This is a genomic window from Sphingomonas metalli, from assembly GCF_014641735.1.
Taxonomy (GTDB): Bacteria; Pseudomonadota; Alphaproteobacteria; order Sphingomonadales; family Sphingomonadaceae; genus Sphingomonas; species Sphingomonas metalli.
In genome coordinates this window covers 546,264-571,368 of record NZ_BMIH01000001.1, presented here as the reverse complement: position 1 = coordinate 571,368, position 25,105 = coordinate 546,264, and the positions used below count along the sequence as shown (strand labels likewise).

The following is a 25,105-nucleotide window of genomic DNA, read 5'->3' as shown; positions in this document are numbered from 1 at the left end:
TAAAGCGGCGGCGAGGGGTGCGACGATGGTCGCGGTTGCCCGCCCGATCGCGACCTGATCTTGCGCAAAAACCGGCGCGCAGGGCGCTTGCCCGTCGTCCCCGGGCCCGGCAGTGAAGGCATTGTGACCGACGAACGCTCCGACAAGAGTCTGACCGCCCTGCGCAAACGGCCGGAGGCGTCGTTCCGCGAGGCCCGGCCGTCCGGCCCGCCCACCCTGGTGGACGTGGCGCGGGTCGCGGGCGTGTCGCCGATGACCGTCTCGCGCGTCATCAACGAGCCGTCGCTGGTCAAGCCCAAGACGCGCGAGGCGGTGCAGCGCGCGATCGCCAAGCTCAACTACATGCCCAACACCGCCGCCCGCACACTGGCCGGATCAAAGGCAATGCGGCTGGGATTGCTGCTCAACGATCTGGAGCCGGGCTTTCTCAGCCCGTTGCTGCTCGGCTGTCTGCAGACCGCCAGCGCGCGCCACGTGCAGGTCTTGGTGGAGAATGTGGAGGGGCTGAGCGATCCCCTGGCCGCCGCGGCCAGCCTGGTCGACGCGCAGGTCGACGGAGTCATCCTGCCGCCGCCCCTGTGCGAGAACGGCGCGGTGATCGACCAGCTGGTCGGGGCCGGCGTGCCGGTGGTCGCCATCACCGCCAGCCTGCCGGATCCGCGCGTGATGGCCGTCCATATCGACGATCGGAGCGCAGCGGAGGCGATGACCCGCCACCTTCTGTCCCAGGGACATCGCGCTATCGGGTTCATCGGCGGCACGCCCAGCCTGTCGGCGAGCCGCTGCCGCTTCGAGGGCTATTGCATGGCGCTGGAGGCGGCGGGGATCGCGCTCGACGAGCGCCTGGTCGCACAGGGCTATTTCACCTACCAGTCGGGCCTCGCGCCCGCGGAGGCGCTGCTCACCGCCGAGCCGCGCCCCACCGCGATCTTCGCCTGTAACGACGACATGGCCGCCGCGACCGTCGCGGTCGCGCATCGACTGGGGATCGATGTCCCCGCCGATGTCGCGGTGTGCGGCTTCGATGACACGGTCCTGGCCAGCGCGATCTGGCCGCAGCTGACCACGATCCGCCAGCCGATCGTCGCCATGACGCAAGGCGCCGTGGGCATGTTGATCGATGCGATCGGCCGCACAGCCGAGCAGCGCGGCGCTCTGGAGCACCGCGTCTACCCGCACGAGCTCGTCCGCCGCCAGTCCGACGCGATCCTGCGGCCGTCGCTCGACCGTCAGGGCTAGGTTCCGCTTCACCCCACCCGGATCGTCGCTTCGGCGCAGGCTGAAGCCTCCGACGGCACCTGTCCCGCGCCATCCGCGTAATTCCAGCCGTCGCCGAATCTTTGCGAAAGCCGCGACGGTGCCCTCTTCACGCGTCATCCCGGACGTGCTCCGGGATCGACCATTCCTCCAAAATCAGCCGGTTGCGTGTTTGCGGTGCCGTGGATGCCGGAACATGTCGGGCATGACGACGGGCCTGATGCAAAGGTCCCGCCTTCGCCGGGCCGCCAGCCTCAGCAGCGGTCGCCGACCGCGCTCAGCAGCCGCTCGGCCGCCGCGACGTCGCGCTCGACGATCGCGGAGGTGAAGCGGTCGATCAGCGACGCGAAGCGGCGGCTGGGGCCTTGCCGCCCGACCAGCAGCGGTCCGTCGATGAAGCGGCTGCCCCACTCGTCGCCGAGTCGCTGGGTCAGGTCGTCGGTGCCGACGACCACGGAGGGAAAGGGCAGCCGCCCCTCGGGCGAGGCGAAGCCGGCGCCACCCGGTGCGATCATCACCGCCCCGGCGACGCGGCGGACGTAGAAATTGGGCGAAAGCCGCGCCCACCAGGCGGCGGCGAGGCAGCCGATACCCTGGGCGACGAGCATCACCGCGCGATCGGCCTGGAGAGTCGCGGCATCGATCTGTGCGGCGAGCAGATTGCGCTGCGTCTGCGTCGGGCGCTGCGGCACCCGCACGACGTCGTGGAAGCTCGGGGTTCGCAACAGGTCGGGCAGCAGGGGACTTTGTCCCTCGCCCAACAGCGAGATCAGGGCGACGCGATCGGGGATCAGGGCCAAACCGTCCATGTCCGTCTCCGCTTGTTCATACCCGACCAGAACAATCGGGATTGGTGAAGGTACCGTACGCGCCGGCGTTGCATAGCGCTCGCGCCCTCCGCCTGCCGCACGTGGCGCGCGGACCGGCGCAGCGCAGAAAGAAACCCCGGCAGACGACGCTGCCGGGGCGGAGGTTACGCCTAGGGAGCATTCCAGGCGATCGGTGAAAAGGGTCGGCGAATCAGAGGCTATTGCCGGTGGTCGTCGCGCCGGCGGCGTTGCCTTCGGCCGGCGCCAGCTCGTTGCCGGTGGGGACCCCCAGATTGTCGGTGGGCGCACCCAGCGTTTCGGCCGGAAGACCCTCGGCGGCGTTGCCCTCGACCGGCACGCCCGAGTCGTTGAGCGATGTATCGGCAGTGTTGCTCGTGTCCGAGCCCTTGCCGCAGGCGGCCAGCGACAGGGCCAGCGCCGCGGCGGTGGCGGCAGTGAACAGCGTCTTCATGCAAGTCCCCTTCTGTGGTGAACGGTAGAGATTACGGGCGGTTCGCCGCCCCGCAGCGCGCTGCCGAGCATCGCGAAGAAGGCGCGGCTGGCCGGATCGGCGGCGACGTCCCATTCGGGATGCCATTGCACCGCCAGCACGTCGCCGCCGCACGGACGGGCGGAGATCGCCTCGACCAGTCCGTCGCCCGCGGCGATCGCCTCGACCGACAGGCCGGTACCGAGCCGGTCGATGCCCTGTTCATGGACCGAGTTGACTGACAGCCGTCGCACGCCGGTGCTTCGCGCCAGCCGGCCGCCGGGGACCAGATCGATGTCGTGGCGATGGGCGAACAGGCCGGCATAGCTACCCGCCGCCGCCAGACCGCGATGATGCCGGTCGTCATCGCCATCGGCCAGCGTTCCGCCGAACAGGACGTTAAGCTCCTGCATCCCGCGGCAGATGCCGTAGACCGGCTTCCCCGCCTCGATCATCCGCCCGGCGAGTGCCAGAGCCACCTCGTCGCGATCGGGATCGAGCGGTGCGGCGTCCCGGTCGCTGCCATAGCGGACCGGCGCGACGTGCGAGCGCGATCCGGTGAGCAGCAGGCCGTCGAGCAGGCCCGTCAAGTGCGCAGGATCGTTCGCGCCGGGCAGGGCCGGGATCAGCAGCACCGTCGCGCCCACCAGCTGGGTCAGCGGCGCGACGAAGCGGCTGGCGACCACCTGCACGGGGCGATCGGCCACTTCGTTGCAGCACAGGACGCCGATGACGGGGCGGGCGGCCATGGCGCTCAGTCCGCCGCCGCCAGCAACGCGTCGCGCACCGCCGCGGCATCGTCGGCCGGCGCGACGCGGGCGGCGGGCTGCACCACCACGCTGTCGGCGGGCACGTCGTCGAGCAGCCAGACATTGCCGCCGATCGTCGAGCGCCGACCGATCCGCACCCGGCCCAGGATCGTCGCGCCGGCATAGATGACGACGTCGTCCTCGATGATCGGGTGGCGGGCGTAGCGCTCGCGCGGTCCGACGGGTCGCGCGCCCAGCGGCGTGCGCGCGCCGAGCGTGACGTGCACATACAGCCTCACCCGCGCGCCGATGATCGCGGTTTCGCCGATCACCACGCCGGTGCCGTGGTCGATGAAGAAGCGCTCGCCGATCGTCGCGCCGGGATGAATGTCGATCCCGGTCCGCTCGTTGGCAAGCTCCGAGATGATCCGCGCGACGATCGGCGCGCCCAGATTGTGCAGCTGATGCGCGATGCGGTGGTGCAGGATGGCGATCGCGCCCGGGTAGCAGACCAGGATCTCGTCGGTGCTCCGCGCGGCGGGGTCGCCCAGAAAGGCCGCTTCGACATCGCTGTCGAGCAGCCGGCGCACATTGCCGAGCGCGGCGGCGAACAGCCGCACGATCGTGCCGGGCTGGTCGCTGTCGAAACGCCCGTCGCGCGCGCCGGCCTGCCAATAGCCGAGTTCGGCGGCGACTTCGCGCTCCAGCTCGCCCGTCGCCGCGATCAGCTTGGCGACGACGAAGGCTTCCTCCTCGCGCTCCGCCCCGCGGAACTGGCCGAGGCGGCGCGGATAGAGCGCGGCGGACAGCAGCTCAACGACGCGGGCGAGGCCATGGCGCGAGGGGAAGCTGGGGATACCATCTCCGGTCTGCCGCCCGCGCCATTCGGCACGCGCGGTATGGAGGGAGCGCGCGGCCTCGCCGATCGCCGATTCCACCGATGCGGAGCGGAGCAAAGCTTGCATCGGGGCCTCAGCGCCGGACCGGCAATGGGGCAGGGGTGGCAAGGTGGCGCATCGAAACCTCCGACCTCCACAATACCCCACTAAGTTGATGGGGATTGATAGAAATGCTGTCGGGTGGAGAAGCTGGCTTTACAGGCCCTCGCCGATCCAGTGCGCGTTGGAGAGGCGGCGGCCCAGATCAGCGCACTGCCGGCGAATGTCGGGCACCGCGACGATCTCCCAGACGCTGCCGCGGGTCATCGGGCCGACGCAGAGCAGGTCCGGCTGCGCGGTGCCGTCTGCGGCGATGACGTGCGATCCGGCGTCGACGTTGATGCCCAGCCGCAGCGGATCGGGCCTGATCATTCCGTCCGCGATGAGCTGGCGCAGCAACGGCTCGCCGGTGCGCAGCACGTCGCCTTGCGGGCCGGTGCAGTTGACGATCCGGCGGACCCGCGTGCGACAGGATTCGGCGGCATGGCGCGGTCGCCAGTCGAGCAGCCCGTCCGCCGAGACCGACAGGATCTTGCCCGCGGCAAAGCGCAGCCGCCCGGCCGCAACCATCGCGTCGATCCGGTCGGCGACCGCGGGCGCCAAACGGTGGCGGTGCACGTCCCACCAGGGACGCAGATGGCGCAGGAAGCGGGCGCGCGTGGCGGTATCGGCCCGCGCCCACCAGCGCTGGGTCACCGGGCGCAGCGCATCGACGGCATTGCGCCAGCCTTGTGCCGCGCCTGCTCGCCGGACCTCGCCGACGAGCTGCGACAGCGGCAGCTCGGGCGGGTCGACGAGCCCCGCGACCGGGGGCTGGCCGTCGAGATGGCGACGCGGCGCCAGCCCGCGCCGCGACAGCGCGAGGATGCGGCCCTCGAACCCGGACGCGTCGAGCGACAAGGCCATGTCGATCGCGGTGAGCCCGGTCCCGACCAGAAGCACGGCGTCGTCCGACGACAGTCCGGCGGCGACGTCGCCGGTCCAGGGGTCGTCTACATAGAGCTCCGCGGGCAGGGCCGCCGGATCGATCCCCGGGGGCGCGTGCGGCGGCAGGTTGCCGGGGGTGAGCACCACCGCGTCCGCCGCGATTCCGCGGCCGTCCGCCAGGCGCACGACGACGCCTTCCGCCGTGCGTTCCAGCGCCACCGCCTCGCCGGTCGTCACCTCCAGCCGCGCGCCCGCGCTCGCGCGGACCTCGTTCAGCGTTTCCCGGAGATAGGCGCCGTAGACGGTGCGCGACACGAAGTCGCCGGTGCCGCCTTCGCCATGCGCCATCGCCCAGCGCGCGAAATGGCCGGGATCGTCGGGAAAGACGCTCATCCCGCTGGCCCGGACGTTGAGGAGCTGACCGGGATGCGCGCTGCCATAGGCGACGCCGCGCCCCAGGCGGTCCGGCTCGCGCTCCAGCAGCGTGGCACGGGGACCGCCATAGCGGTGGAGGTTCACCGCCATCATCGTGCCGCTGAAGCCGCCGCCGACGATCACGATGTGGCTCTCGGGCGTCATCCAGCCAGCCGTGGCATTGGGGGGAGCAGGGGCATGCATCGCGCAGGCTCTGCCAGATCAGGCCAGTATCGGATAGCCGACCCGGTCCGCCTGCCGCGCCAGCCCCGACAGGCCGTCGAAGGAGCCCGCCTCCGCGGCGGCGAGGCCGGTCAGCGCCAGCGTCCCGCGCGCTTCGGCCAGGGCGGGGTCGTCCATCGCATCGGCCAATGCCATGCGCAGGGCCGACACAGTCTCGATCGGCGTACAGGTCGAGGTGACGAAGGGCAGGGTCGGCGAGGACGGCGTCTGGTCGACGATCCGCAGGCCTTCGGTCAGCGCCGGCTCGAATCGTTCGATCCCGGCATAGGTCACCGCGTCGATCGCGGCGACGTCCGCCTCCCCGCGAAGCACGGCACGGATACTGTCGCGATGTGCGCCCGTCACGATCACCTCGGCGAAGAACCGCCCGCCGGGGGCGAGCGGCGCGACGGCGGCGCGGAACAGGTTCATGCCGGTGTTCGAACCGGGATCGTTGATCGCGGCGCGGCGACCGCGAAACGCCGCCAGTGTCTCGCCGCCCTCGCAGGCGCGCGTGACGATCAGGCTGCGGTGCCGCCCGCCCTCGCTCCCCCGCGCCGCATAGACGGGCAGGGCCAGCACCCGCAGCGGCAGGTGCTCGGTCACCAGCGGATAGCCGCAGGCCTGGCCGAACAGCAGCGCGGGATCGCGCCACAGCCGGCCGGGCGCCGCCGTGCGGGTCAGCCGGTGCGGCACGCGGCGCACGCCGCGCGCCTCCAGCCGCTCGGCGATCGCCCGCCACAGCGCGTCATTGGCACCGGCTTGGGCGGGATGGTCGTACATGGGCAGCGATGCGACGGGCAGGGTCATGGCTGCACCTCCTGGTAATGCGGGTGGACGGCGGCATCGTGCGGGGCGAGCAGGTAGCGGCGGAGCACCTCGCGATAGCCGGCGTAGCGGCGCGTCCCCGCGGCGGAGAAGCGCGCGCGGTTGGCGCGATGATAGGCGGGCAGGCGATACCAGGGCAGGCGCGGCCGCTCGTGATGCGCGACGTGCAGATTGTTGTGCAGGAACAGGAGCGAGAGAGCCCCGCGCGATTCGACCGTCGCCGCCCGCCCCGGCGTCGCCAGCTCGGCGCGATGCTCGGCATAGGAGCGCAGCAGCGACAAGGCCGTGCCGGGATAGACGAAGCACGCGAGATAGGTATCGATCCCCAGGTCCATCCGGCGCAGCCAGAGCAGGACGAGCGCCGTGGCGATCAGGTGCGGTGTCCAGTCGCGGAGCACCTGCCGCGGCGCCCGCCGCAGCCGCTGCGCCTCGCTCGCCAGGAAGCGGCCGATGACGATCGCAGGGCCGATCAGCAGATGGCCCAGCAGCGTCGCCTGCACGGTCGCGCGGATCCGCTGCCAGCGCGAGGGGCGGGCGATGTAGCGCGACTCGGGGTCGTCGAACGGATCGGTGATCGCCGCCGTGCCGTGATGCAGGAGGTGCGAGCGGCGGTAGACGGCATAGGGCAGCCATAAGGACAGCGGCACGCTGCCGATCGCATCGTCGATGCCGCGACGGCCGGTCGGATGGCCATGGATCACCTCATGCTGGAGCGATCCGTGCCAGGCGATCAGCCAGCCGCCGGCCAGCGCCAGGACCGGCCAAGGCAGCGCCGCGTGCCAGGCTGTCAGCGCAAGCCAGCCGCCATAGACGGCGATCGCGACGCCGACCGTCGGCCATTCGACCCGTATAGGGAATTCGCCCTTCGTCCCGCGCCGCCCTTGCCGCATCCGCGTTCTCCGTCTAATCGGGCTCCAATATCTACTATTCCGATGGGAATTAAAGGGCCGTTGAGACGAGCTGCCATCCCGATGCGCCGACCGGGGCGTTTCCGGCTTCGAAGCTCGCCTTATCGTACGGCAAGGAAGCCTTGCCCCACTTCGCGCTAGATCCGGTCAACAAGGCGCCCACGCGAACAAGCCGAAAACATCCAAGGGGAACATCCGTGAACACTCCACGCAGCCTGCTGCTCGCCGGCGTCGCTCTGACCGTCTCCGCTGTCCTGCCCGTCGCCGTGCGGGCCCAGACGGCGGCACCGGCCGGCGCCACCGATGCGGAGCCCGCCGCCGCGCCTCCGGTCGACGCTGAGATCGTCGTCACCGGCACCCGCGCACCGGGTCGGAGCCGGCTCGACACCGTGTCGCCGGTCGACGTGCTGAGCGGCGAGCAGCTGCGCGCGCAGGGCACGACCGAGCTGGCCGATGCCCTGTCGACGGTCGCCCCCTCGATCGACTTCCCGCGCCAGGCCGCGGTCGACGGCACCGACGCGGTTCGCCCGGCGACGCTGCGCGGCCTCTCGCCCGACCAGACGCTGGTGCTGATCAACGGCACCCGCGCCCACACCTCGGCGCTGCTCAACATCAACGGCTCGGTCGGGCGCGGCTCGGCCGCGGTCGATCTCAACACCATCCCCACCGTCGCGCTCGACCGGGTCGAGGTGCTGCGCGAGGGCGCGTCGGCGCAATATGGCTCGGATGCGATCGCCGGCGTCGTCAACCTGCGCCTGCGCGAGGCGCGGACCGGCGGCGGCGCGGCCGTCACCTTCGGCCGCTATCTGACCGAATATGACGCCGCCCGCACCTCGCGCAATGCGCGCGACGGCGAGGCGCTGACCGTGAGCGGCTGGCAGGGTTTCGGGATCGGCGACGAGGGCTTCCTGACCCTGTCGGGCGAATATGTCACCCGCCAGCCGACCAATCGCGCCGACATCGATCCGCGCGGCATCACCCCGCTGCGCATCCGCGCCCGCTTCGGCGATCCGGAGGTCGAGCAGGGCACCGTCTTCCTGAACGCCGCCGTGCCGCTCGGCGACAATGGCTGGACGGCCTATGCCAATGGCGGCTTCCAGCTGCGCGACAGCGAAAGCGCCGCCTTTCCGCGCGTGCCCAACGCGACCGGATCGGATGCCAACGCCAATGCGAACGCACTGACCGGACTCTATCCGGACGGCTTCCTGCCGCTGATCGGTACCCGGTCGAAGGACTATAACGCCACCGGCGGCATCCGCGGCGAACTGGGCGGGTGGAACACCGACCTGACCGTCAGCTATGGTCGCAACACGATCGACTTCGCGACCCGCAACAGCGCCAACGCCACCTATGGCAATGCCTCGCCCACCAGCTTCGATGCGGGGCGGCTGACCTATGACCAGCTCGTCGCCGGGCTGGACGTGGCGCGCGAGGTGACGCTGGGCATCGCGGTGGTCAACGTCGCGGCCGGCGGCGAATATCGGCGCGAAGGCTTCAAGATCGGTGCGGGCGAGCTGCAGAGCTACAATCGCGCACCGGGCGCCGCGACGAACCTCGGCTCGGGCGCGCAGGGGTTTCTCGGCTTCCAGCCGTCGAACGAGGTCGATGTCCATCGCAGCAACGGCAGCATCTATGCCGATGTCGAGGCACGCCTGTGGGACCGGTTGACGCTCGGCTTCGCCGCGCGCGGCGAGACCTATTCGGATTTCGGCGAAACGGCCACCGGCAAGGTTTCGGCCCGTTACGACATCGCCCCCTGGCTCGCCTTCCGCGGCTCGATCTCGACCGGCTTCCGCGCGCCGTCGCTCCAGCAGCAATATTATACCTCGACCCAGTCGCTGGTCAGCGGCAACCAGATCCTCGACACCGGCCTCTACCCGGTGTCGAGCAGCATCGCCCAGGCGCTCGGCGCGCGCTCGCTCGAGCCGGAAAAGTCGCGCAACTATTCGCTCGGCACCGTCATCCGTGCCGGCGGCTTCAGCCTGACGGTCGATGCCTATCGCATCCGCATCCGCAACCAGATCGCGCTGTCGGAGAACATCCAGCGCACCGCCAGCACGCAGGTCGCCAACATCCTCGCTCCCTTCGGCGTGCAGGCGGCCCGCTTCTTCATCAATGGTGTGCAGACGACCACCAAGGGCCTCGACATCGTCGCCGCCTATACGCTGCGCAGCGGCGGTCTGGGCAGCTTCAACCTGAGCGCGGCGGCGAATATCAACGACATCTCGGTCGACCGGGTGCCGACCTCGACCGCGGCGCTCAACCCCGCGCCCAGCCTCTTCGGCCGCAACCGCATCCTGACGATCGAGCAGGGCACGCCGCGCACCAAATTGGTCGGTGCGGTCGACTGGCGGCTCGATGCGTTCGGCGCGACGCTGCGCGCCGTCCACTATGGCAACGTCCTCCAGCCCGGCACGGTGGTCGCCAACGACTATTATACCGGCCGCCACACGCTGGTCGATCTGGAGGCGCGCTACCGCTTCAACGATGCGGTGTCGCTGGCTGTGGGAGCAGACAATCTGTTCGACGTCTATCCGGACACGACGCCGGCACGGCTCAACAACAACGGGGTGACCGCCTTCCCCTATTACTCGCCGTTCGGCTTCAACGGCCGCCAGCTCTACGGCCGCCTCAACATCAGCTGGTGACCGCCGGGTCGGTGCGGGCTCGCTTCGCCGCCTGGGCGCGGCGCAGGCGAACCCGCAGCCAGCCCTCGCGCAACAGGTTGGCGGGCAGGTCGGTCGCGGCGCGCAGCCCGGCGACGCTGGAGATGTTGCGGATCGTCCGCCGCGTCTCGCCCAGCACCTGCCCGACCATCGCCCGCCGTTCGATCTCGCCCGTCTCGGCCACCAGCGAGAGCCGGTGCATGGCATAGAGCCCGATCATGCCGGCGATCAGGAAGTAGAAGTCCCAGCGGCTGAGGACGAAGGGCAAAGAGAGCACCCCGCTCGGCCCGGACCAGCGGGCGACCAGCTCGAACCGGCGCGCCGCGAAGAAGTCGGCGAGCAGACCGCCGAGGATCGGCGCCAGCCCCGCCGCCAGCGCGGTCGCGATCGCGCTGGCGGCGACATAGGCGGTGGCCGATCCCTTGGGCGAGAGCTTGAGGGCGATGTTGGTGCTGGTCAGCGTGACCCCGGCGATCGATCCGCCCATCACGACATGGAGCAGCACCAGCCAGCCCTTGACCAGCCAGCGGCTGTCGAATTGCGAGGCGCCGATCATCGCGACGATCGCCAGGATATAGGTCGGCGCACAGACCGCCAGCACCGACTTGTTGGCGAACCGGTCGCTCAGCGTGCCCCACATCCGCAACGCCGCGAGGTTCGCGATCTGGCTGACGACGCTGAGCAGCAGCACGAAGCTGACGTTGAAGCCGAGCTGGCGCACGATGAAGACGGTGAAGAAGGGCGTGGCGAGATTGACCGCGAACTGCCAGCTGGCGATGAAGCCGAGCAGGCGCCGGAAGTTGGGGTCGCCCAGCGGCGGGCGGAGCAGCGCGAGCAGCGGCACAGCGCCGGGGGCCGGCGGCATTTGCGGCTCCGGCATCGCCGCGACCACGCGCGCGCTGATCAGCCCCGTCACGCAGCCGGCCGCGAACATGCCCGCGAAGACGAAGTCGCGGGGCGTCGATCGCGGTGCGGTGAGGTCGAGTGCCAGCGCCGCGGCGAGGCCCAGCACCAGACTGACGCCGGTAAGCCAGAGCGATCGCAGCGCAAAGACCTGCCCCAATCGCTCCTCGGGCGCGAGATCGCGCATCCAGGCGTTCCAGGCACAGGAGCCCACCGCGCCGAGGCCGCAGAGGATCGCCTGCGCGGCCACGAAGATCAGCAGGGGGGCCGTGCCGCTGAAGAAGGCGAGCGCCGCCATCACCGCCAGCATCGCCCGCCCGACCAGGCTGGTGACGACGGAGATCGCCTTGCGGTGCGGCCAGCGTGCGATCAGCGCGATCGCGGGCAGCTGGAGCAGCTGGGCCAGGAACGGCACGCTGGCCAGCACCCCGATCATCACGTTCGACGCCCCGAGATGCAGGGCGAAGGCGGTCAGGATCACGCCGGTGGTCAGGGCGGCCGCTCCGCCCGACAGCGCCGCCTCGCCGACCAGCAGTCGCAGGCCGCGTTCCTGCTCTTCCGGCGTGACGACTGATTGCGGGGACAGGCTCACCATGGCGGGCACTAACGTGCAGTATTCTAACGAGTTTCTGTCACGTGCCCAGTCTGCGGCGGGGTGATCCGGAGCCGCGCCGTTTGTGCGCACGGCCACATCTGCTAAGTCGGACAAAATCAGTCGATCAGGATGAGGGAGAGGCCTTGTGTCGGACCATTGCTGCACGGGCCACTCGCGCCGGGGCTTTCTCGGCGCCACCGGTGTCGGCGGCATAGCGGCGGGGCTCGGCCTGTCCCCGACATGGGCGGCGGCGGAGAGTGTCCCGTCTCTTACCCCGGCGCCGCCGATCCTCGAACCCTTCGACATGGCCGATGTGACGCTGGGCGAGGGGCCGTTCCTGCGCGCGCAACGCCTGACCGAGGCCTATCTGCGCCGCCTCGACCCCGATCGCCTGCTGCATAATTTCCGGGTCAATGCGGGGCTGAAGCCCAAGGCGCCCGTCTATGGGGGCTGGGAGTCGGAGCCGACCTGGGCGGACATCAATTGCCACGGCCATAGCCTCGGCCATTATCTCTCGGCCTGCGCCTTCGCAGCGCGCTCGACCGGCGATCGCTTCTACCGCCGGCGCATCGACTATATCGCGGGCGAACTGGCAGCCTGCCAGGCGGCGGCCGGTACCGGCCTCGTCTGCGCCTTCCCGAAGGGCGCGTCGCTGGTCGCGGCGCACCTGCGCGGCGAGCCGATCACCGGCGTGCCGTGGTACACGCTGCACAAGGTCTATGCCGGCCTGCGCGATGCGGCGCAGCTGGCCGACAGCGCCGCCGCCCGGGCGGTGCTGATCCGGCTGGCCGACTGGGGTGTCGTCGCCACCCGGCCGCTGTCCGATGCCGCCTTCGAGGCAATGCTGGCGACCGAGCATGGCGGGATGAACGAGGTCTATGCCGACCTGTTCGTCATGACCGGCAATCCCGACTATCGCGTCCTGTCCGAACGCTTCTCGCACAAGGCGATTCTGGAGCCGCTGGCGAAGGAGCAGGATCATCTCGACGGGCTGCACGCCAATACGCAGGTGCCGAAGATCGTGGGCTTCGCCCGCGTTCACGAGGTGACGGGCGACGCGCGCTATGGGCAGGCGGCCAGCTTCTTCTGGCGGACGGTCGCGCAGACCCGCTCCTTCGCGACCGGCGGGCATGGCGACAACGAGCATTTCTTCGCCATGGCGGACTTCGCCGATCACGTCTTCTCGGCCAAGGGCTCCGAGACATGCTGCCAGCACAATATGCTGAAGCTGACGCGGGCGCTGTTCCTCCACGATCCGCGTGCCGACTATGCGGATTATTACGAGCGGACCCTGTTCAACGGCATCCTCGCTTCCCAGGACCCCGACAGCGGCATGGCGACCTACTTCCAGGGCGCGCGGCCGGGCTATATGAAGCTCTACCACACGCCCGAGGACAGTTTCTGGTGCTGCACCGGCACGGGCATGGAAAACCACGTCAAGTACCGCGACTCGATCTACTTCCACGATCGGGACGCGCTCTACGTGAACCTCTTCATCCCCTCGACCCTCCGCTGGCGGGACAAGGACGCGGTGCTGGTGCAGGAGACGCGTTTCCCCGAGATGGCGACGAGCAGCTTCCGGTGGCAGCTCAAGCGGCCCACGCCCATCGCGCTGCGCCTGCGGCATCCGGGCTGGAGCCCGACCGCGACCGTGCGGGTCAATGGCGAGCCGGCGCTGACCTCCACCGAACCGGGCCGCTATCTGGAAGTGGCACGCGAATGGCGGGACGGCGACCGGGTCGAACTCGAGCTCGTCATGAAAACCCGGGCCGAAAGCGCGCCTGCCGCTCCCGGGATCGTCGCCTTCACCTACGGTCCCTTGGTGCTCGCCGGAGCACTCGGCCGCGACGGATTGGCGCCGGGCAGCGACATCGTCGTCAACGAGCGGCTCTATGGCGAATATAACAAGGAACCGGTCGCGGTGCCCGCGCTGTCGGGCGACCCACAGGCGCTCGCGGCCAGCGTCCGCGCGACCGGCGTGCCGCTCGAATTCGCACTTTCGGCGGCGGACGGCACGCCGATCCGGCTGGTTCCCTACCACCGTATCGCGCACGAGCGGTACGCGACCTATTGGCGCCTGACCTGACGATCCGCCGGCGGGCGTGCGCTACCAATGCCGGCCGATGCCAAAGCGGACGTTGATCGGCCGCAGCGGAGTCGTCTGGCTGCGCGATGCGAGGGCGAAGGGATTGCCGAAGGCGAAGCGGTTGCCCGCCGCATCGCCGAGATTGTCGATCGTCAGCGACAGATCGGCGCCCCGCCAGTGCACGCCCGACTGGAGTCCGAGCGTGGCGTAATCGCCCTGACTGACGTCGAGCATGTCGCCCGTACCCAGGACCGACCGCCCGACATAGCTGCCTGTCACCCCCAGATAGGGCGTTCCGGCGCAGGTCCATTGATAGCCGACACCCAGATCGGCGGCGAAGGGTGGCGTTTCGGGCAGGCGCCGGTTCTCCGGCCGTGCCTGCGCGGCCAGGGCGCCCCTGACCCTGTTGTCGGTGAGAAGGGCGGCGGCGGTCGCGTGGAGACCGCGGACCGGCACCCAGTCGAGCGCGGCCTCGACGGCGCGGACCCGCGCATCGCCGACGTTGAGCGTGAAAGGCTGGCCGCGGCGATTGACCAGGTCGGCCTGGATGTCCGCCCAATGCGCCAGCGAGATGCTGCCCGACGCCGCGAGGCCGGTGTCGCCGGTGCGCAGCTTGCGAATACCCACTTCACCCATCGCGATCGCGTCGGGGCGGAAATCGGCCACTCGGCCGACCCCGCGCGCCACCGCCACGCCGCCGGTGCGATAACCGGTCTGGTAGCGCAGGAAGAGCGCGGCATCGTCGCGCAGCTGCCATGACAGGGCCGCGGTGGGATCGATCCGCCGCGTCAGTCGCCCCTTAATATATCGGCCCGGCCGGTTCGACGGCTCGCCTTCGGTTCGGGCGGTCGACAGTCGGCCGCCGAGCGTTGCCGACAGGCGGGTCGCCAGCCCGAAGGTCGCCTCGCCGAACGCGGACGCGGCGTTGGTGACGTTGGTGACGCCGACGATGTCCGCCTCGCGCCGCGGTGCGCCGAGCGTGCGCGACAGGATATCGCGATCGCTGATCAATGCGACCCCGCCGACCCAGCTGCCGCGTTCGCCGAAGCTGCGCGTCAGTCGCATCTCGGTGCTGCGCAGCAGCTTGTCGCGCCATGCGGTATAGACCGCCGGTCCCGAACGGGGCGCGGGGTCGGGCGTCGCGTCGAACCGTTCCGACGATCGATCGTCGACGATCCCGGTCGCCGAGACGAGCTGCAGCCCGCTGTCCCAGTCATGCGTCACGACCATCCGACCGAGCAGGAGTCGGCTCGAAAAGGGCTGGTCGATGGCGGTGCGCCGCGCCAATGGCCCAACCCGCGCATCGGCATATTGCCCGTCCGCGGCTGCGATCCGCTGCGCGGCGCCGCTCGCCTCGATCCGCCAGCCTCCGCCCGGATCGAGCCGCAGTCCGGCTCGGCCGCCGATCGTGTCGACGTGGTTGATGTCGGCGCGGCCGCGCTGCCGCTCGTCGATATAGCCGCCTTCACGGACGCGATAAGCGACCATTCGCAGGGCGAACCGGTCCGGAAGTACCGGCATATTGGCCATAGCCGACAGGTCGTACCCGGCCGCGCCGCTTTTCGTCGCCGTGCCGCCTGCCGCCAGCGCGGCTGCGGGTCGGGACAGATCGATGGGGTTGGAGGTCAGCCGGATCACGCCGCCGATCGCTCCCGCGCCGTACAATGTGCCCTGCGCGCCTTCCAGGACCTCCACGCTCTGCATGTCGTAGAGGCGGAGGCCGGCGTCGGGTCCGGAGTAGTTGAGCTGGACGTCGTCCAGATACACGCTTGCGGTCGCCTGGGTGCTGCCGATGAAGCTGCTGTCGGCGATGCCACGGATGAAGATCTTGTCGCGCCCGGCGCCCAGATGCGTGCTCTGCAGGACCGGCAGGTGCCGTGCGGTGTCGGTGATCGTGCCGGCTCCGGCGGGCGGCAGCGGCGCGGGCATGGCGACCAGCGTCAGGCTGCCGGGATAGCGGAGCAGGCGGACACGCTGCTTGCTGGCGGTGACCACGATGTCCGGGTTTGGCTCGGTGTCGGAAGGCGTCCGGGGAGGCTGGGGAGCCCGGGGCGGACGGGGGACGCGCTCGATCCGATACCCGCCCGTCACCGCGACGGCGCGCAGCCCGGTGCCCGCCAGCAGGCGATCGAGCGCCTCGCGCGGCGAGCGGGCGCGGTGCACCGGCGTGCTGCGCAGCGACCGCAGGCCGGGCTCCGTGCTGACGATGTCGATGCCTGCCTGTCGTGCCAGCGCGGTCAGGGCGACATCGAGGGCGGTGGTCGGAAGGGTGATGGCGGTGCCGCGGGCCGGGGCGGCTGCGGCCGGGCCGATCAGCGCCAACAGCAGGGCAAGGGCGTCAGCGCGCCGCCGCGCGGCTGCTCGACAAAAGCCACCTGTCCCCGTCACGCCGCCAGTCCGCCCCGATCAATGCGGCGAGATGCGGCACATCCCGATCCGCCGTCCCCGTCATGTGGATCATGCCGGTAAAGGGACGGGCCGACAAGTCGGGGGTCAGCGACAGCCGATAGGCATAGAGGCGGGTCAGGCGCTCCGCGATCAGCCCCAGCGGCTGTCCGTTCGCCTCGATCGATCCGCGCCGCCAGCCGCCGACCTCGCCGATCGCCATGGTGTCGCGTTTGATATATCCCACTCCGGCATCCGCAACGAGCCGGTCGCCCGCGCGCAGCGTCAGCGCCTCGCGCTCGGGCCGGAACATCACCGCGCCCTCGGCGACCGCGACGGTGACCCGGTCCCGCTCGCGCATCACGTCGAACACCGTGCCGAGATCGCGGAGCGCGATCGAGCCCGTGGTAACCGTGAAGGGCTGCGTTCTGTCGTGGCGGACGTGGAACACCGCTTCGCCGCTCTCCAGCGCGGCGAGGCGCGGTGCCGCGGGATCGAGGCGTAGCGTGGTGCCGCCACTCATCTCGATCCGCGTGCCATCGGCCAGCGCCACCGTCCGGATCTCGCCGGGCCGCGTGGCGACCACGAAGGGTGCGGGGTCGGGGGACAAGGGCGACGGCAGCGACGGGAGCAGCGAAAGCGCCGCCACCAGGGCGACCCCCATTCCACCGCCGATCGCCCAGCCCCGCCAGCGGCGATTGTCGTTGGCGGCGACGGGCGGCGATGCCGGCGGCGGAAACGCTGCGTCGGCCAGCAGCCGATCGTCCCGGGCGACCCGGTCATAGGCCGCGGCGTGGTCGGGGTCGGCTTCCAGCCAGGCGACGAATGCGGCCCATTCGGCCTCGTCCGCCTCCACGAGGCGCAGGTGCCATGCGATGGCCTGGTCGATGTTCGCGTCTGCCCTGTCCGTCACGGCCGACCCCTTTCCTCTGGCAGACGACGCGGCAAGTCCATTCCCGCATCATCCGCCGCCAAGGCCTTGTGAATTTGCCGATAGGCGCGTTGCAGCAGCTTCTCGACGCCGCTGAGGCTGATGCCCATCCGCTCGGCGATCTGGCGCTGCGGACAGCCTTCGAGCCGGAACAGCCGCAGCGCCTCGGCCATCCGCTCGGGCATGGCGGCGAGTATCGTCTCGATCGTCCGCCATTCGTCGCGGGCGACCAGCGCACGTTCGATCGACGGCAGCTCGTCGGCATCCGGCTGGAGATCGAGCCAGGCCGTGTCGCGGCCGGCACGGCGCTGGGCGGCGATGCGGCGGTCGGTCGCAAGGTTGGCGGCGACGCGATAGAGGAAGGCCGCGGGTTGGGCGACGGGGCGGTCGGCCAGGCTGTCGAGCCGCAGCCACATGTCCTGCAAGGCGTCTTCCGCTTCGTCCGCTCGACCGAGCCGCGCGACGAGCAGCCGCATCAGCATCGGCCGCTGTGCCAGGAACACGGCCTTCAGCCCCTCGTCAGCCACGCGTGCCGGTGCCCCAGGTCAAACGGGAAAGGAGAGCCCCGCGGCCCGCGCCATGTCGACGATCGAGGCGCCGCGCAAGGCTTTCGCCTCCATCGGCCGTGCGGCCGCGATCGCGTCTCCGGCCCGTGCCCCGGCGCCCGGGTGGCACATCACCAGATGCCGCGCGCCGGGTCGGCGGAGGAAGCGGGGCAGCAGCACTGCAAAATCGGCCGCATAATCATAATGTCCGCCGAAGCTGGTGTTGCACGACAGGCCATGCGCCGCCGCGGCCCGCCGCAAGCCGCGCGCGTGATAGGCGCTGCCGATCGCCTTGCCGGCAAAGGGCCGGGCGAGCATGGCGGCCAGCCGATCCTCGCAAGTGCGAACCCAGGCGCGGGGCGCCCGCCGCCGAGTTTCGCCAAGCACGAGCGCGCGGATGCCGGGCAGGGCATGGGCGTGCTGGTGCCCGTCGACAAAGGCGGGTGGACGTCCCATCGCCGCGGCGAAGGCGTCGAACTGCGCCGCGACCTCCGCCGCGATCTCGCCCAGCGACAAGGCCCGCTGCCGCGCGCGGGTGCGCAACGTCGCGACCTCCGGCAATCGGCCGTCGGGGGCGGTATCGGGCATGGCGGTCAGCGGTCGCTCGCCGGTCAGGGTCAGGTGCAGCCCGATCTCGACGCGGTCGGGCAGGTGGCGCAGCAGCGCGCTGTCCGCCGCCCAGCCGGGCATCACGGCCATGCAGCTGATCGCGTTGAGCTTTCCGTCCTCCGCCAGGGCCGCAATGGTCTCGCTGACCGGGCGCGAGAAGGCAAAGTCGTCAGAACACAGGATGAGGCGTGGCAAGGATCGGCCCTTCTGCCGGCTGGAAGCACCGTTCGCGGATGCTGCTGCTGACGAGTTTGCGCCGCCGCAGCCGTGGCGCCAGAAAGCGATAGAAGAACCAGTCGCCGGCCCAGGGCGCGGCGGCCGAATAGAGGAGCCGCTCGACGAGGGTCCAGCGGATCGAATCCCGGTCGCGCTCGCGCGGGGAGGGGGAGCACCACAGGTCCGCGGCATAGCGCATCGTGCCGAACGCCAGCACCCTGTGGACGATCTCGTGGTCCTCGAGGACGAGGCTCCAGCGCCGTGCGTCGAAGCCGCCCGCGGCCCGCAGGGCGGCGGTGCGAAAGGCCTGCCCGGCGCCGCCCGTATGGCTCTGCCGCGGAAGCAGCCGTGCGGCCGCCCTTACGGTGCGCGCCCGGGCCAGGCGCTCAGTATCGAGGGCATCGGGGGCGACATAATAGGCGCCGGCGATCGCGCAGCCCGGCTGCTCCAGCACCCGCTGCGCCGCGGCCAGATAATGGCGAGGGTAGAGCGTGTCGGCATCGCAGGTCGCGACATAGGGCGTGCGTACCTCGGCCAGCCCCGCCGCGAGCGCCGCGATCTTGCCCGGCGCGCGTTCGGTCAGAACGCGATAGGCGACGCCCAGCCGCTCGCAGGCGGCCCGCGCCACCGCCGCACCCCCATCGGTCGAGCCGTTGTCGACCAGCAGCAGCAGCGGCTGCACGGTCTGTGCGGACAGGCTTGCGATCGTCGCCGCGATGCAGGCGCGCTCGTTGAAGAAGGGGACGATGACCGTCCACTCGCCCGCTCCATGGGCGGCAAGGCGCGATCGGGACGCGTCGGCGGCGTTGCGATCGAGATCGAGATACATGCGCAGTCGTCCATCGGTGACACCGGGACGCGGCGATCCATGGCTGGTTCGCTATGTCCCCCCGATGGCATGACGACGCCGGCGGCGCGGTCCCGCACGGGCCCGCGAATAAAATCCGGTCGCCCGCTTCGCGCCGACCTCAGCCTTCGCCGGCCTGGTTGCTTGCGGAGACGGGAATGGCGATGGTGCAGACGACACCGTCGGCACCCAGTTCGAACCGGGTGGTGGCGCCGAGCTGGTAGGGCAGGGCCTCCTCGATCAGTTCGCGACCCTGGCCGGAGCCATGCGGCGCGGCATCGGCCGGGCCCATCGCGACGCCGCTCTCCCGCCATTCGATATGCAGCCAGGGTCGGTCGCCATCGGACGGCCGCGCCATCCACCAGCGGATCGCCAGATGCGCGCCGGGCTGACCGAGCGCGCCATATTTCACCGCGTTGGTCGCGAGCTCGTGCAGCGCCAGCGCCAGCGTCTGCACCGTGCTCGACCGGAGCCGGATGCCGATCGGCCCGCTGAGCGTGACCCGGTCGGCGGCCCCGTCCATCGCGGTCAGTTCGCTGGAGAGCAGAGCGTCGAACGCGACCCGGTCGGTGTCGCCCAGCCGCGACAACAGGCCCTGCACCCGCGCCAGCGCCTCCAGCCGGTCGTCGAACCGCGCCCGGAAATCGGCGAGATCGCGACTCGCCTCGCCGGTCTTCGCGGTCATCGAGTGGACGACGCCCAGCAGGTTGCGGGTGCGATGCTGCAGTTCGGCGATCAGCACCTTCTGCCGCTCTTCCCATTCGCGGCGATCGGTGATGTCGATCATCGCGCCGATCATGCGCACCGGCTTGCCCGCCGCGTCGTAGGAAAAGCGCCCGCGGCCGTGCAGCCAATGGACCGAGCCATCGGGATGAACCACGCGAAACTCGCGGACATATTCGCCACCGCTCGCCATGGCCTTCGCCAACGCAGCCTCGCTGCCGGCGCGATCGTCGGGATGGACGCGCGCCGCCCACGCCTCGAAGCTCGGCCGGATCTCGTCGACCGCATAGCCTTCCATGCGGAAATGTTCGTCGGACCAGTGGACATCACCGGTCTCGACGTTCCAGTCCCACAGGCCGAGCCGCCCGACCTCGATCGCACTGCGCAGTCGCTCCTCGCTCTGCTCCAGAGCATCCTGCGCGATTTTCGCGTCGGTCACGTCGCGGCCGATCCCGCCGATCCGCGTGATCCGGCCGCCGGCATCCCGGATCGGAAAATCGGTGTTGCGCAGCCAGCGGATCGACCCGTCCGAGGCACGGCGGATGCGATAGTCGAATGTGACGTGCTCGCCCTGCCGCAGCCTTCGGAGCGCATCGCCTACGACGGCGCGATCCTCGGGCAGGATCAGCTCAAGCCAGGTGCGATAGTCGTTCTGTGCCAGCATTTCCTCGCGCTTGAGGCCATAGATGGTCTCGAACGCCGGTGTCAGGTAGCGCCACTGCAAAGTCTCGGCGTCGCGAATCCACAGGATGTCCTGCGACGCCTCGCCGAACTGGCGCAGCCGCTCCTCGCTCTCCTGCAACCGCGCGCGGGCGACCTCGTCCTGCAGCAACAGGAGCGCCGCTTGCGCTGCCTTCGCCTCGGTAATGTCCTTCGTGGTGGTCGCGACCCCGTCGCCCAGCCTCACCACCGACTGGAGGAACCAGCCGTCGAACTGCTCGTGCACATAATGGCGCTCGGCCTGGTCGGAGACGCCGGTCTCCACCACGCGCTTGAAGGTGTCGAAAATGCCCTCCACGACCACGCCGGGATTGCGCTGCAACAGGCTTTCGCCCCGGACTTCGCCGAATCGGCTGGCCGAGGTGTGATTGTTCAGCACCCAGTGGAAGTCGACGATCTCGCCCGTGCCGTCCCGGATCGCTTCGAAGACCTGGATCATGTCGGGCGAACTGTCCATCGTCGCCCGAAGCAGGTCGCGGCTGCGCTTCAATTCGGCGGTGCGCTCGCGGACCTGGCGTTCGAGGTCGGTCCGGGTCGGACGGCGGTCTTGCGCCTCTGACGGCGCGACCTGATCTGTGGTCTCGAACAGCGTCATCAGCACACCCGGCGCAGGTCCGTCGACGGCGTCGCTCACGGGGCTCAGCGTCAGCGTGAACCACGCATCCTCGCGCCCGTCGGCGCGCATCACGGGCAGGTAGACGCCCTCTATGATCACGGGTTCGCCAGCCTGCGCATCCTCGAGCCGTGCCATGGCGATGGCGAGCGTTTCGGGCCAGCCCGCTCCCGCCTGCGGCCCGGATGATGCGGCGCCGTCGTCGCCGAGCAGCGAGGTGAGGGCCGGATTGCAGATCGGGTGGCGCCCGGCTCCCCAGAACAGGGCCATGGGCAGGGGATGCCGCATCATCAGCGCCAGGCTTCCGCGCTCCAGCGGTGCCGCCGCATCCCCCGGCATCGCTTCCCGATCGATCTGGTCCTGCCGGGTGGCCCGTTCTGCCATCGATTGCTCCGCGCCTGTTCGCTGTCACCAGGACTATGCATCGGCCGGCACCGTGCTGCACCAGCCGAGATTAACCCAGATGGTGTTTTCCGGGGCGCCGGGTCTGCGCCGACGCTTGATGGTGGATCAGTCTGCGCCGCGTTGCTAGGACCCTCGATCAACGAATAAGGGGGAGTATACGATGCCACAGGTTAGCCGTCGCAGCGTCCTGAAGACGGGGCTGGCAGGGTCCGGCGCGGCCATGGCTCCGCATGTCGCCCGCGCGCAGTCCGGCCGCGATCCTTCGGCGCTTCTCGCGCCGCGACCGCCGATGGGCTGGAACAGCTGGAACAGCTTCGCCACCACCATCACCGAGGCGCAGGCCCGCGAGACCGCCGCGATCATGCGCGCCAAGCTGTTGCCCTTCGGCTATGACATCTTCACCGTCGACATCCAGTGGTACGAGCCCGACGCCTCCAGCTACACCTACAATGCCAAGCCGGTCCCGGCGATGGACGGTTATGGCCGGTTGATCCCCGCGCCCAATCGCTTTCCCTCCAGCGCCGACGGTTCAGGCTTCCGGACGCTGGCGGCCGACATCCATGCGATGGGAATGAAGTTCGGCATCCATCTGATGCGCGGCATCCCCAGGCTGGCGGTCGAGAAGAACCTGCCGGTCTTCGGCACCCGCTACCGCGCCCGCGACATCGCCGATCAGACCAGCACCTGCCCGTGGAATCCGGACATGTACGGCGTCGACATGACCAGGCCGGGGGCGCAGGCCTATTACGACAGCGTCTTCGCGCTCTACGCCTCATGGGGCGTCGATTTCGTCAAGATGGACGATATGAGCCGCCCCTATGACGCCCATGCGCCGGAAATCGAGGCGGCGCACGCCGCGATCGTGCGCACCGGGCGGCCGATCGTCCTCAGCCTCTCGCCGGGCGAGACCCCGGTGACGCGCGGCGAGCATGTCCGCCGCTATGCCCAGATGTGGCGTATTTCCGACGATTTCTGGGACGAATGGCCTCTGCTGGAGGCGCAGTTCACGCGGCTCGAGAACTGGAACCCGCATCGGCGGCCCGGCGGCTGGCCCGATGGGGACATGCTGCCGCTCGGCCGGCTGGCGCTGGGCCAGCGCGACACCAAGTTCGACCCCGACGAGCAGCGGACGCTGATGACGCTCTGGGCGATCGCCCGCTCCCCGCTGATCATGGGCGGCGACCTGCGCCATCTCGACGCGCCGACGCTGGCGCTGCTCACCAACCGCGCGGTGCTGGCGGTCAACCAGTCCTCGACCGACAACCGCCCGCACTTCGTGCAGGACGGGCTGCGCGTCTGGACCGCGCGACCGGAGGGTGCGGCAAGCGACGACCGGTACCTTGCGCTCTTCAACACCACCGACAAGCCGCTGACGGTCGCGGTGCCGCTGCGGCAGCTGGAACTGCCGCCGGTGCGTCGCGCAACCGATCTGTGGAGCGGAGACGCGATGGCCGTCGAGGGCCCACGCTTCGCCCGCACGCTGCCGCCGCACGGGGCCGGGCTCTACCGCCTCAGCCTGTAGCGCCGCGGGCGGGGCAGGGGGACGCCGCGCCCCGCCGGGTCAGGACCAGCGTGACGATCGCGCGCGGCGGAGCCCGGCCGGGGTCGGTGCAGGCGACCGCGCGCGTCGCGTCGGTCACGACCGCGGCCGCCTTCCAGCCGCCGGGCAGCACCAGCCGCCGCGTGACCGGGCCCGGATTGACATGGACCATCACCAGCGTCCGCCCGTCCGGCGCGATCGCGCCGACCGTGTCGAGATCGTCGACCGGCACCAGCCGGTAGCCCGGCCGGATGTAGCGGCTGAACTGCGCCATCGCCCAGTATTTGCGCGTCACGTGGATCCGGTGGGGCCCGGCGGGATCGCTCCGCAGATCGGCCTTCACCACGCCCCAGTTGCTCCCCTTGCTGTCGCCGCGCACGCTCAGATCCTCGACCGCTTGCCAGAAGACCCAGGCGGCGGGTTCCAGCCGCTTGAGGTCGAGGACGATATGCTCGGCAAAGGCGAGCGGCGAGGCGATTCCCTCGAGATCCTCCGGGTCGCCGCCCAGCGGGGTATCGTTCTCGCTCATCCACAGGCGGATGCCGCTCGCCGCGGCAATGTCGCGGACCGCGGTCTGGTGCACTGTGCCATAGCTGTGGACGTTGAGCTGGCCGACCCGCGCCCGCGTCGCGGCGGGCCAGCCTGCCCAGTCGGCGACGAAGAGGTGCGAGTTCGTCTCGTCCGGCGCGGCGACGACCGTGGCCATCCCACGTGCCTTGAGCGCCGCATCGACCGCATCGATCACCGCCGCCTGCCGCGCCGGGCTCCAGTGCGAACCCTCCTGCTTGTTCGCCGCGTACCAGTAATCGGTGTTGGGCTCGTTGACCGGCGACAGGGTGCGGAAGCGGATGCGGTGGCGCCGCTCCAGCTCGCCGACGACGGTCGCCAGATAATCGGCGAAGGGGCGCTCGAAGCCGGGGCGCAGATTGTCGTCGCGGCCCTTATCGGCCCCGGAGACCCGGCCGGAGACGGTCATGAAATAGGGCGGGGAGTTGGAGAAGGCCTCGAAGATCGGCGTGCGGACCCGGTCGCGCACCGCGTCGAGCCACCAGCGCTGCCGCAGGTCCTGCGACCAGTCCCACAGCCCCGGGTCGTCGGCCCGCCACCAGTCCCGCCCCGTCGCTTGCGCCGGCCGATGCCAGAAGCCGGGGATCGCGCCGCCGACCCGAAGATAGGGCGGGGTTTCGGGCGCGTTGCCCCCGCCGATATTGTAGCGCGCGATCGTCCAGCCCAGTCCGTCCGGGCCGTAGAAAAGGTCGGCGAGCCGGGTCCGGTCCGCATCCGGCCACCCGCCGGTCACATCCGCGAACCATGCGAGCGCGGTGCCCCAGCCTTCGAACAGGGTGGACGGTCGATCGATCGCGGGCCGAAGCTGGATCGTGACCGCGCCGGTCTCCGTCGCGGCGCCCGGACCGGCCGAGAGCAGAGCGGCGCCGACCGACGCCATTCCAGCAAGACAGCGGCGGAGCCTGCGCCGAATCACCCCTCCGAGCCGAGCTTGCATCGATCGAAATCCCCCTGCTGCCGCGATCGTGACGCCAAGTTGCTGAAGCCTGGGAAATAACCGTCAGGCTCCCACCGTACGGTCCCGCCGGTCCAGCCGGACCGGACCTGCCCCCCGCCACCGGACTGTACGAGCTAGGGTCACTCCGCATCAACCGGAACTTGTCCTACATTACGGTTGAGGTTTGCTCCCGTCGCCAGTTTCGTCGAGGCGATTGCCCTTGGCTGCCCCTCGATACGCCACTTTCAGGATGGCTTTCGGCGAACGGCCGGGCC

The 25,105-nt window shown here is 70.3% G+C and carries 19 protein-coding genes; 4 read left to right on the top strand and 15 right to left on the bottom strand.

The window, feature by feature from the left end; translation table 11 throughout:
• Positions 1-123: 123 nt before the first annotated feature.
• On the top strand, positions 124-1,239 hold the full coding sequence (locus IEX18_RS03020) for a LacI family DNA-binding transcriptional regulator (protein WP_229664328.1): 1,116 nt from the start codon (positions 124-126) through the stop codon (positions 1,237-1,239).
• 272 nt (positions 1,240-1,511) lie between these two features.
• On the opposite strand, the gene IEX18_RS03015 is transcribed toward IEX18_RS03020, so the two are convergent.
• The 7 genes from IEX18_RS03015 to IEX18_RS02985 all read right to left on the bottom strand — a co-directional run bounded on the left by IEX18_RS03015 (position 1,512) and on the right by IEX18_RS02985 (position 7,524).
• Positions 1,512-2,066: an alpha/beta hydrolase gene (locus IEX18_RS03015; RefSeq protein ID WP_188657163.1), complete on the bottom strand. Its 555-nt coding sequence runs from the start codon at positions 2,064-2,066 to the stop codon at positions 1,512-1,514.
• Positions 2,067-2,277: 211 nt separating this feature from the next.
• Positions 2,278-2,538: a hypothetical protein gene (locus tag IEX18_RS03010; RefSeq protein ID WP_188657162.1), complete on the bottom strand. Its 261-nt coding sequence runs from the start codon at positions 2,536-2,538 to the stop codon at positions 2,278-2,280.
• Positions 2,535-3,305 (bottom strand): gamma-glutamyl-gamma-aminobutyrate hydrolase family protein, encoded by a 771-nt coding sequence (locus tag IEX18_RS03005; RefSeq protein WP_188657161.1) that lies wholly within the window; start codon positions 3,303-3,305, stop codon positions 2,535-2,537. Before IEX18_RS03005 ends, IEX18_RS03010 begins: the two co-directional genes overlap by 4 nt.
• A 5-nt stretch (positions 3,306-3,310) precedes the next feature.
• On the bottom strand, positions 3,311-4,270 hold the full coding sequence (gene epsC, locus IEX18_RS03000) for a serine O-acetyltransferase EpsC (protein WP_188657160.1): 960 nt from the start codon (positions 4,268-4,270) through the stop codon (positions 3,311-3,313).
• Between the two features lie 129 nt (positions 4,271-4,399).
• Complete coding sequence (locus tag IEX18_RS02995) at positions 4,400-5,749, bottom strand: FAD/NAD(P)-binding protein (RefSeq protein ID WP_188657811.1); 1,350 nt, start codon at positions 5,747-5,749, stop codon at positions 4,400-4,402.
• Positions 5,750-5,806: 57 nt separating this feature from the next.
• Positions 5,807-6,616 carry a phosphate/phosphite/phosphonate ABC transporter substrate-binding protein gene (locus IEX18_RS02990; RefSeq protein WP_188657159.1) on the bottom strand — a complete coding sequence of 270 codons (810 nt, stop codon included), beginning with the start codon at positions 6,614-6,616 and terminating at the stop codon, positions 5,807-5,809.
• Positions 6,613-7,524, bottom strand: coding sequence for a fatty acid desaturase (locus IEX18_RS02985; protein WP_188657158.1), 912 nt, complete (start codon positions 7,522-7,524; stop codon positions 6,613-6,615). The genes IEX18_RS02990 and IEX18_RS02985 overlap by 4 nt, the downstream gene beginning before the upstream one ends.
• Before the next feature lie 215 nt (positions 7,525-7,739).
• On the opposite strand from IEX18_RS02985, the gene IEX18_RS02980 reads away from it, so the two are divergent.
• Positions 7,740-10,190: a TonB-dependent receptor plug domain-containing protein gene (locus IEX18_RS02980; RefSeq protein ID WP_188657157.1), complete on the top strand. Its 2,451-nt coding sequence runs from the start codon at positions 7,740-7,742 to the stop codon at positions 10,188-10,190.
• On the opposite strand, the gene IEX18_RS02975 is transcribed toward IEX18_RS02980, so the two are convergent.
• On the bottom strand, positions 10,180-11,706 hold the full coding sequence (locus IEX18_RS02975; RefSeq protein WP_188657156.1) for an MFS transporter: 1,527 nt from the start codon (positions 11,704-11,706) through the stop codon (positions 10,180-10,182). The genes IEX18_RS02980 and IEX18_RS02975 overlap by 11 nt on opposite strands.
• 145 nt (positions 11,707-11,851) lie before the next feature.
• Between IEX18_RS02975 and IEX18_RS02970 the strand changes: the two genes are divergently transcribed.
• Positions 11,852-13,792, top strand: coding sequence for a glycoside hydrolase family 127 protein (locus tag IEX18_RS02970; protein ID WP_188657155.1), 1,941 nt, complete (start codon positions 11,852-11,854; stop codon positions 13,790-13,792).
• Between the two features lie 21 nt (positions 13,793-13,813).
• Here IEX18_RS02970 and IEX18_RS02965 read toward each other — a convergent pair whose 3' ends face one another.
• From IEX18_RS02965 to IEX18_RS02940, 6 genes are all read right to left on the bottom strand, one after another.
• The gene (locus tag IEX18_RS02965) at positions 13,814-16,114 is read right to left on the bottom strand and encodes a TonB-dependent receptor (RefSeq protein WP_229664327.1); all 2,301 of its coding nucleotides are present in this window, start codon (positions 16,112-16,114) and stop codon (positions 13,814-13,816) included.
• A gap of 16 nt (positions 16,115-16,130) precedes the next feature.
• Positions 16,131-17,090, bottom strand: a complete 960-nt coding sequence (locus IEX18_RS02960; protein WP_188657154.1) for a FecR family protein — start codon at positions 17,088-17,090, stop codon at positions 16,131-16,133.
• A complete protein-coding gene (locus IEX18_RS02955) occupies positions 17,087-17,635 on the bottom strand; it encodes an RNA polymerase sigma factor (protein WP_229664326.1) in 549 nt (182 codons plus the stop codon). The genes IEX18_RS02960 and IEX18_RS02955 overlap by 4 nt, the downstream gene beginning before the upstream one ends.
• Positions 17,636-17,653: 18 nt before the next feature.
• The gene (locus tag IEX18_RS02950; RefSeq protein WP_188657153.1) at positions 17,654-18,457 is read right to left on the bottom strand and encodes a ChbG/HpnK family deacetylase; all 804 of its coding nucleotides are present in this window, start codon (positions 18,455-18,457) and stop codon (positions 17,654-17,656) included.
• The gene (locus tag IEX18_RS02945; protein WP_188657152.1) at positions 18,432-19,307 is read right to left on the bottom strand and encodes a glycosyltransferase family 2 protein; all 876 of its coding nucleotides are present in this window, start codon (positions 19,305-19,307) and stop codon (positions 18,432-18,434) included. The genes IEX18_RS02950 and IEX18_RS02945 overlap by 26 nt, the downstream gene beginning before the upstream one ends.
• 139 nt (positions 19,308-19,446) lie before the next feature.
• A complete protein-coding gene (locus IEX18_RS02940; protein ID WP_188657151.1) occupies positions 19,447-21,765 on the bottom strand; it encodes a PAS domain-containing sensor histidine kinase in 2,319 nt (772 codons plus the stop codon).
• A gap of 181 nt (positions 21,766-21,946) precedes the next feature.
• Here IEX18_RS02940 and IEX18_RS02935 point away from each other — a divergent pair, with 181 nt between their 5' ends.
• The gene (locus IEX18_RS02935) at positions 21,947-23,308 is read left to right on the top strand and encodes a glycoside hydrolase family 27 protein (protein ID WP_188657150.1); all 1,362 of its coding nucleotides are present in this window, start codon (positions 21,947-21,949) and stop codon (positions 23,306-23,308) included.
• Here the strand turns inward: IEX18_RS02935 and IEX18_RS02930 are convergent.
• Positions 23,298-24,773, bottom strand: coding sequence for a glycoside hydrolase (locus tag IEX18_RS02930; protein ID WP_188657149.1), 1,476 nt, complete (start codon positions 24,771-24,773; stop codon positions 23,298-23,300). The genes IEX18_RS02935 and IEX18_RS02930 overlap by 11 nt on opposite strands.
• Positions 24,774-25,105 lie beyond the last annotated feature (332 nt).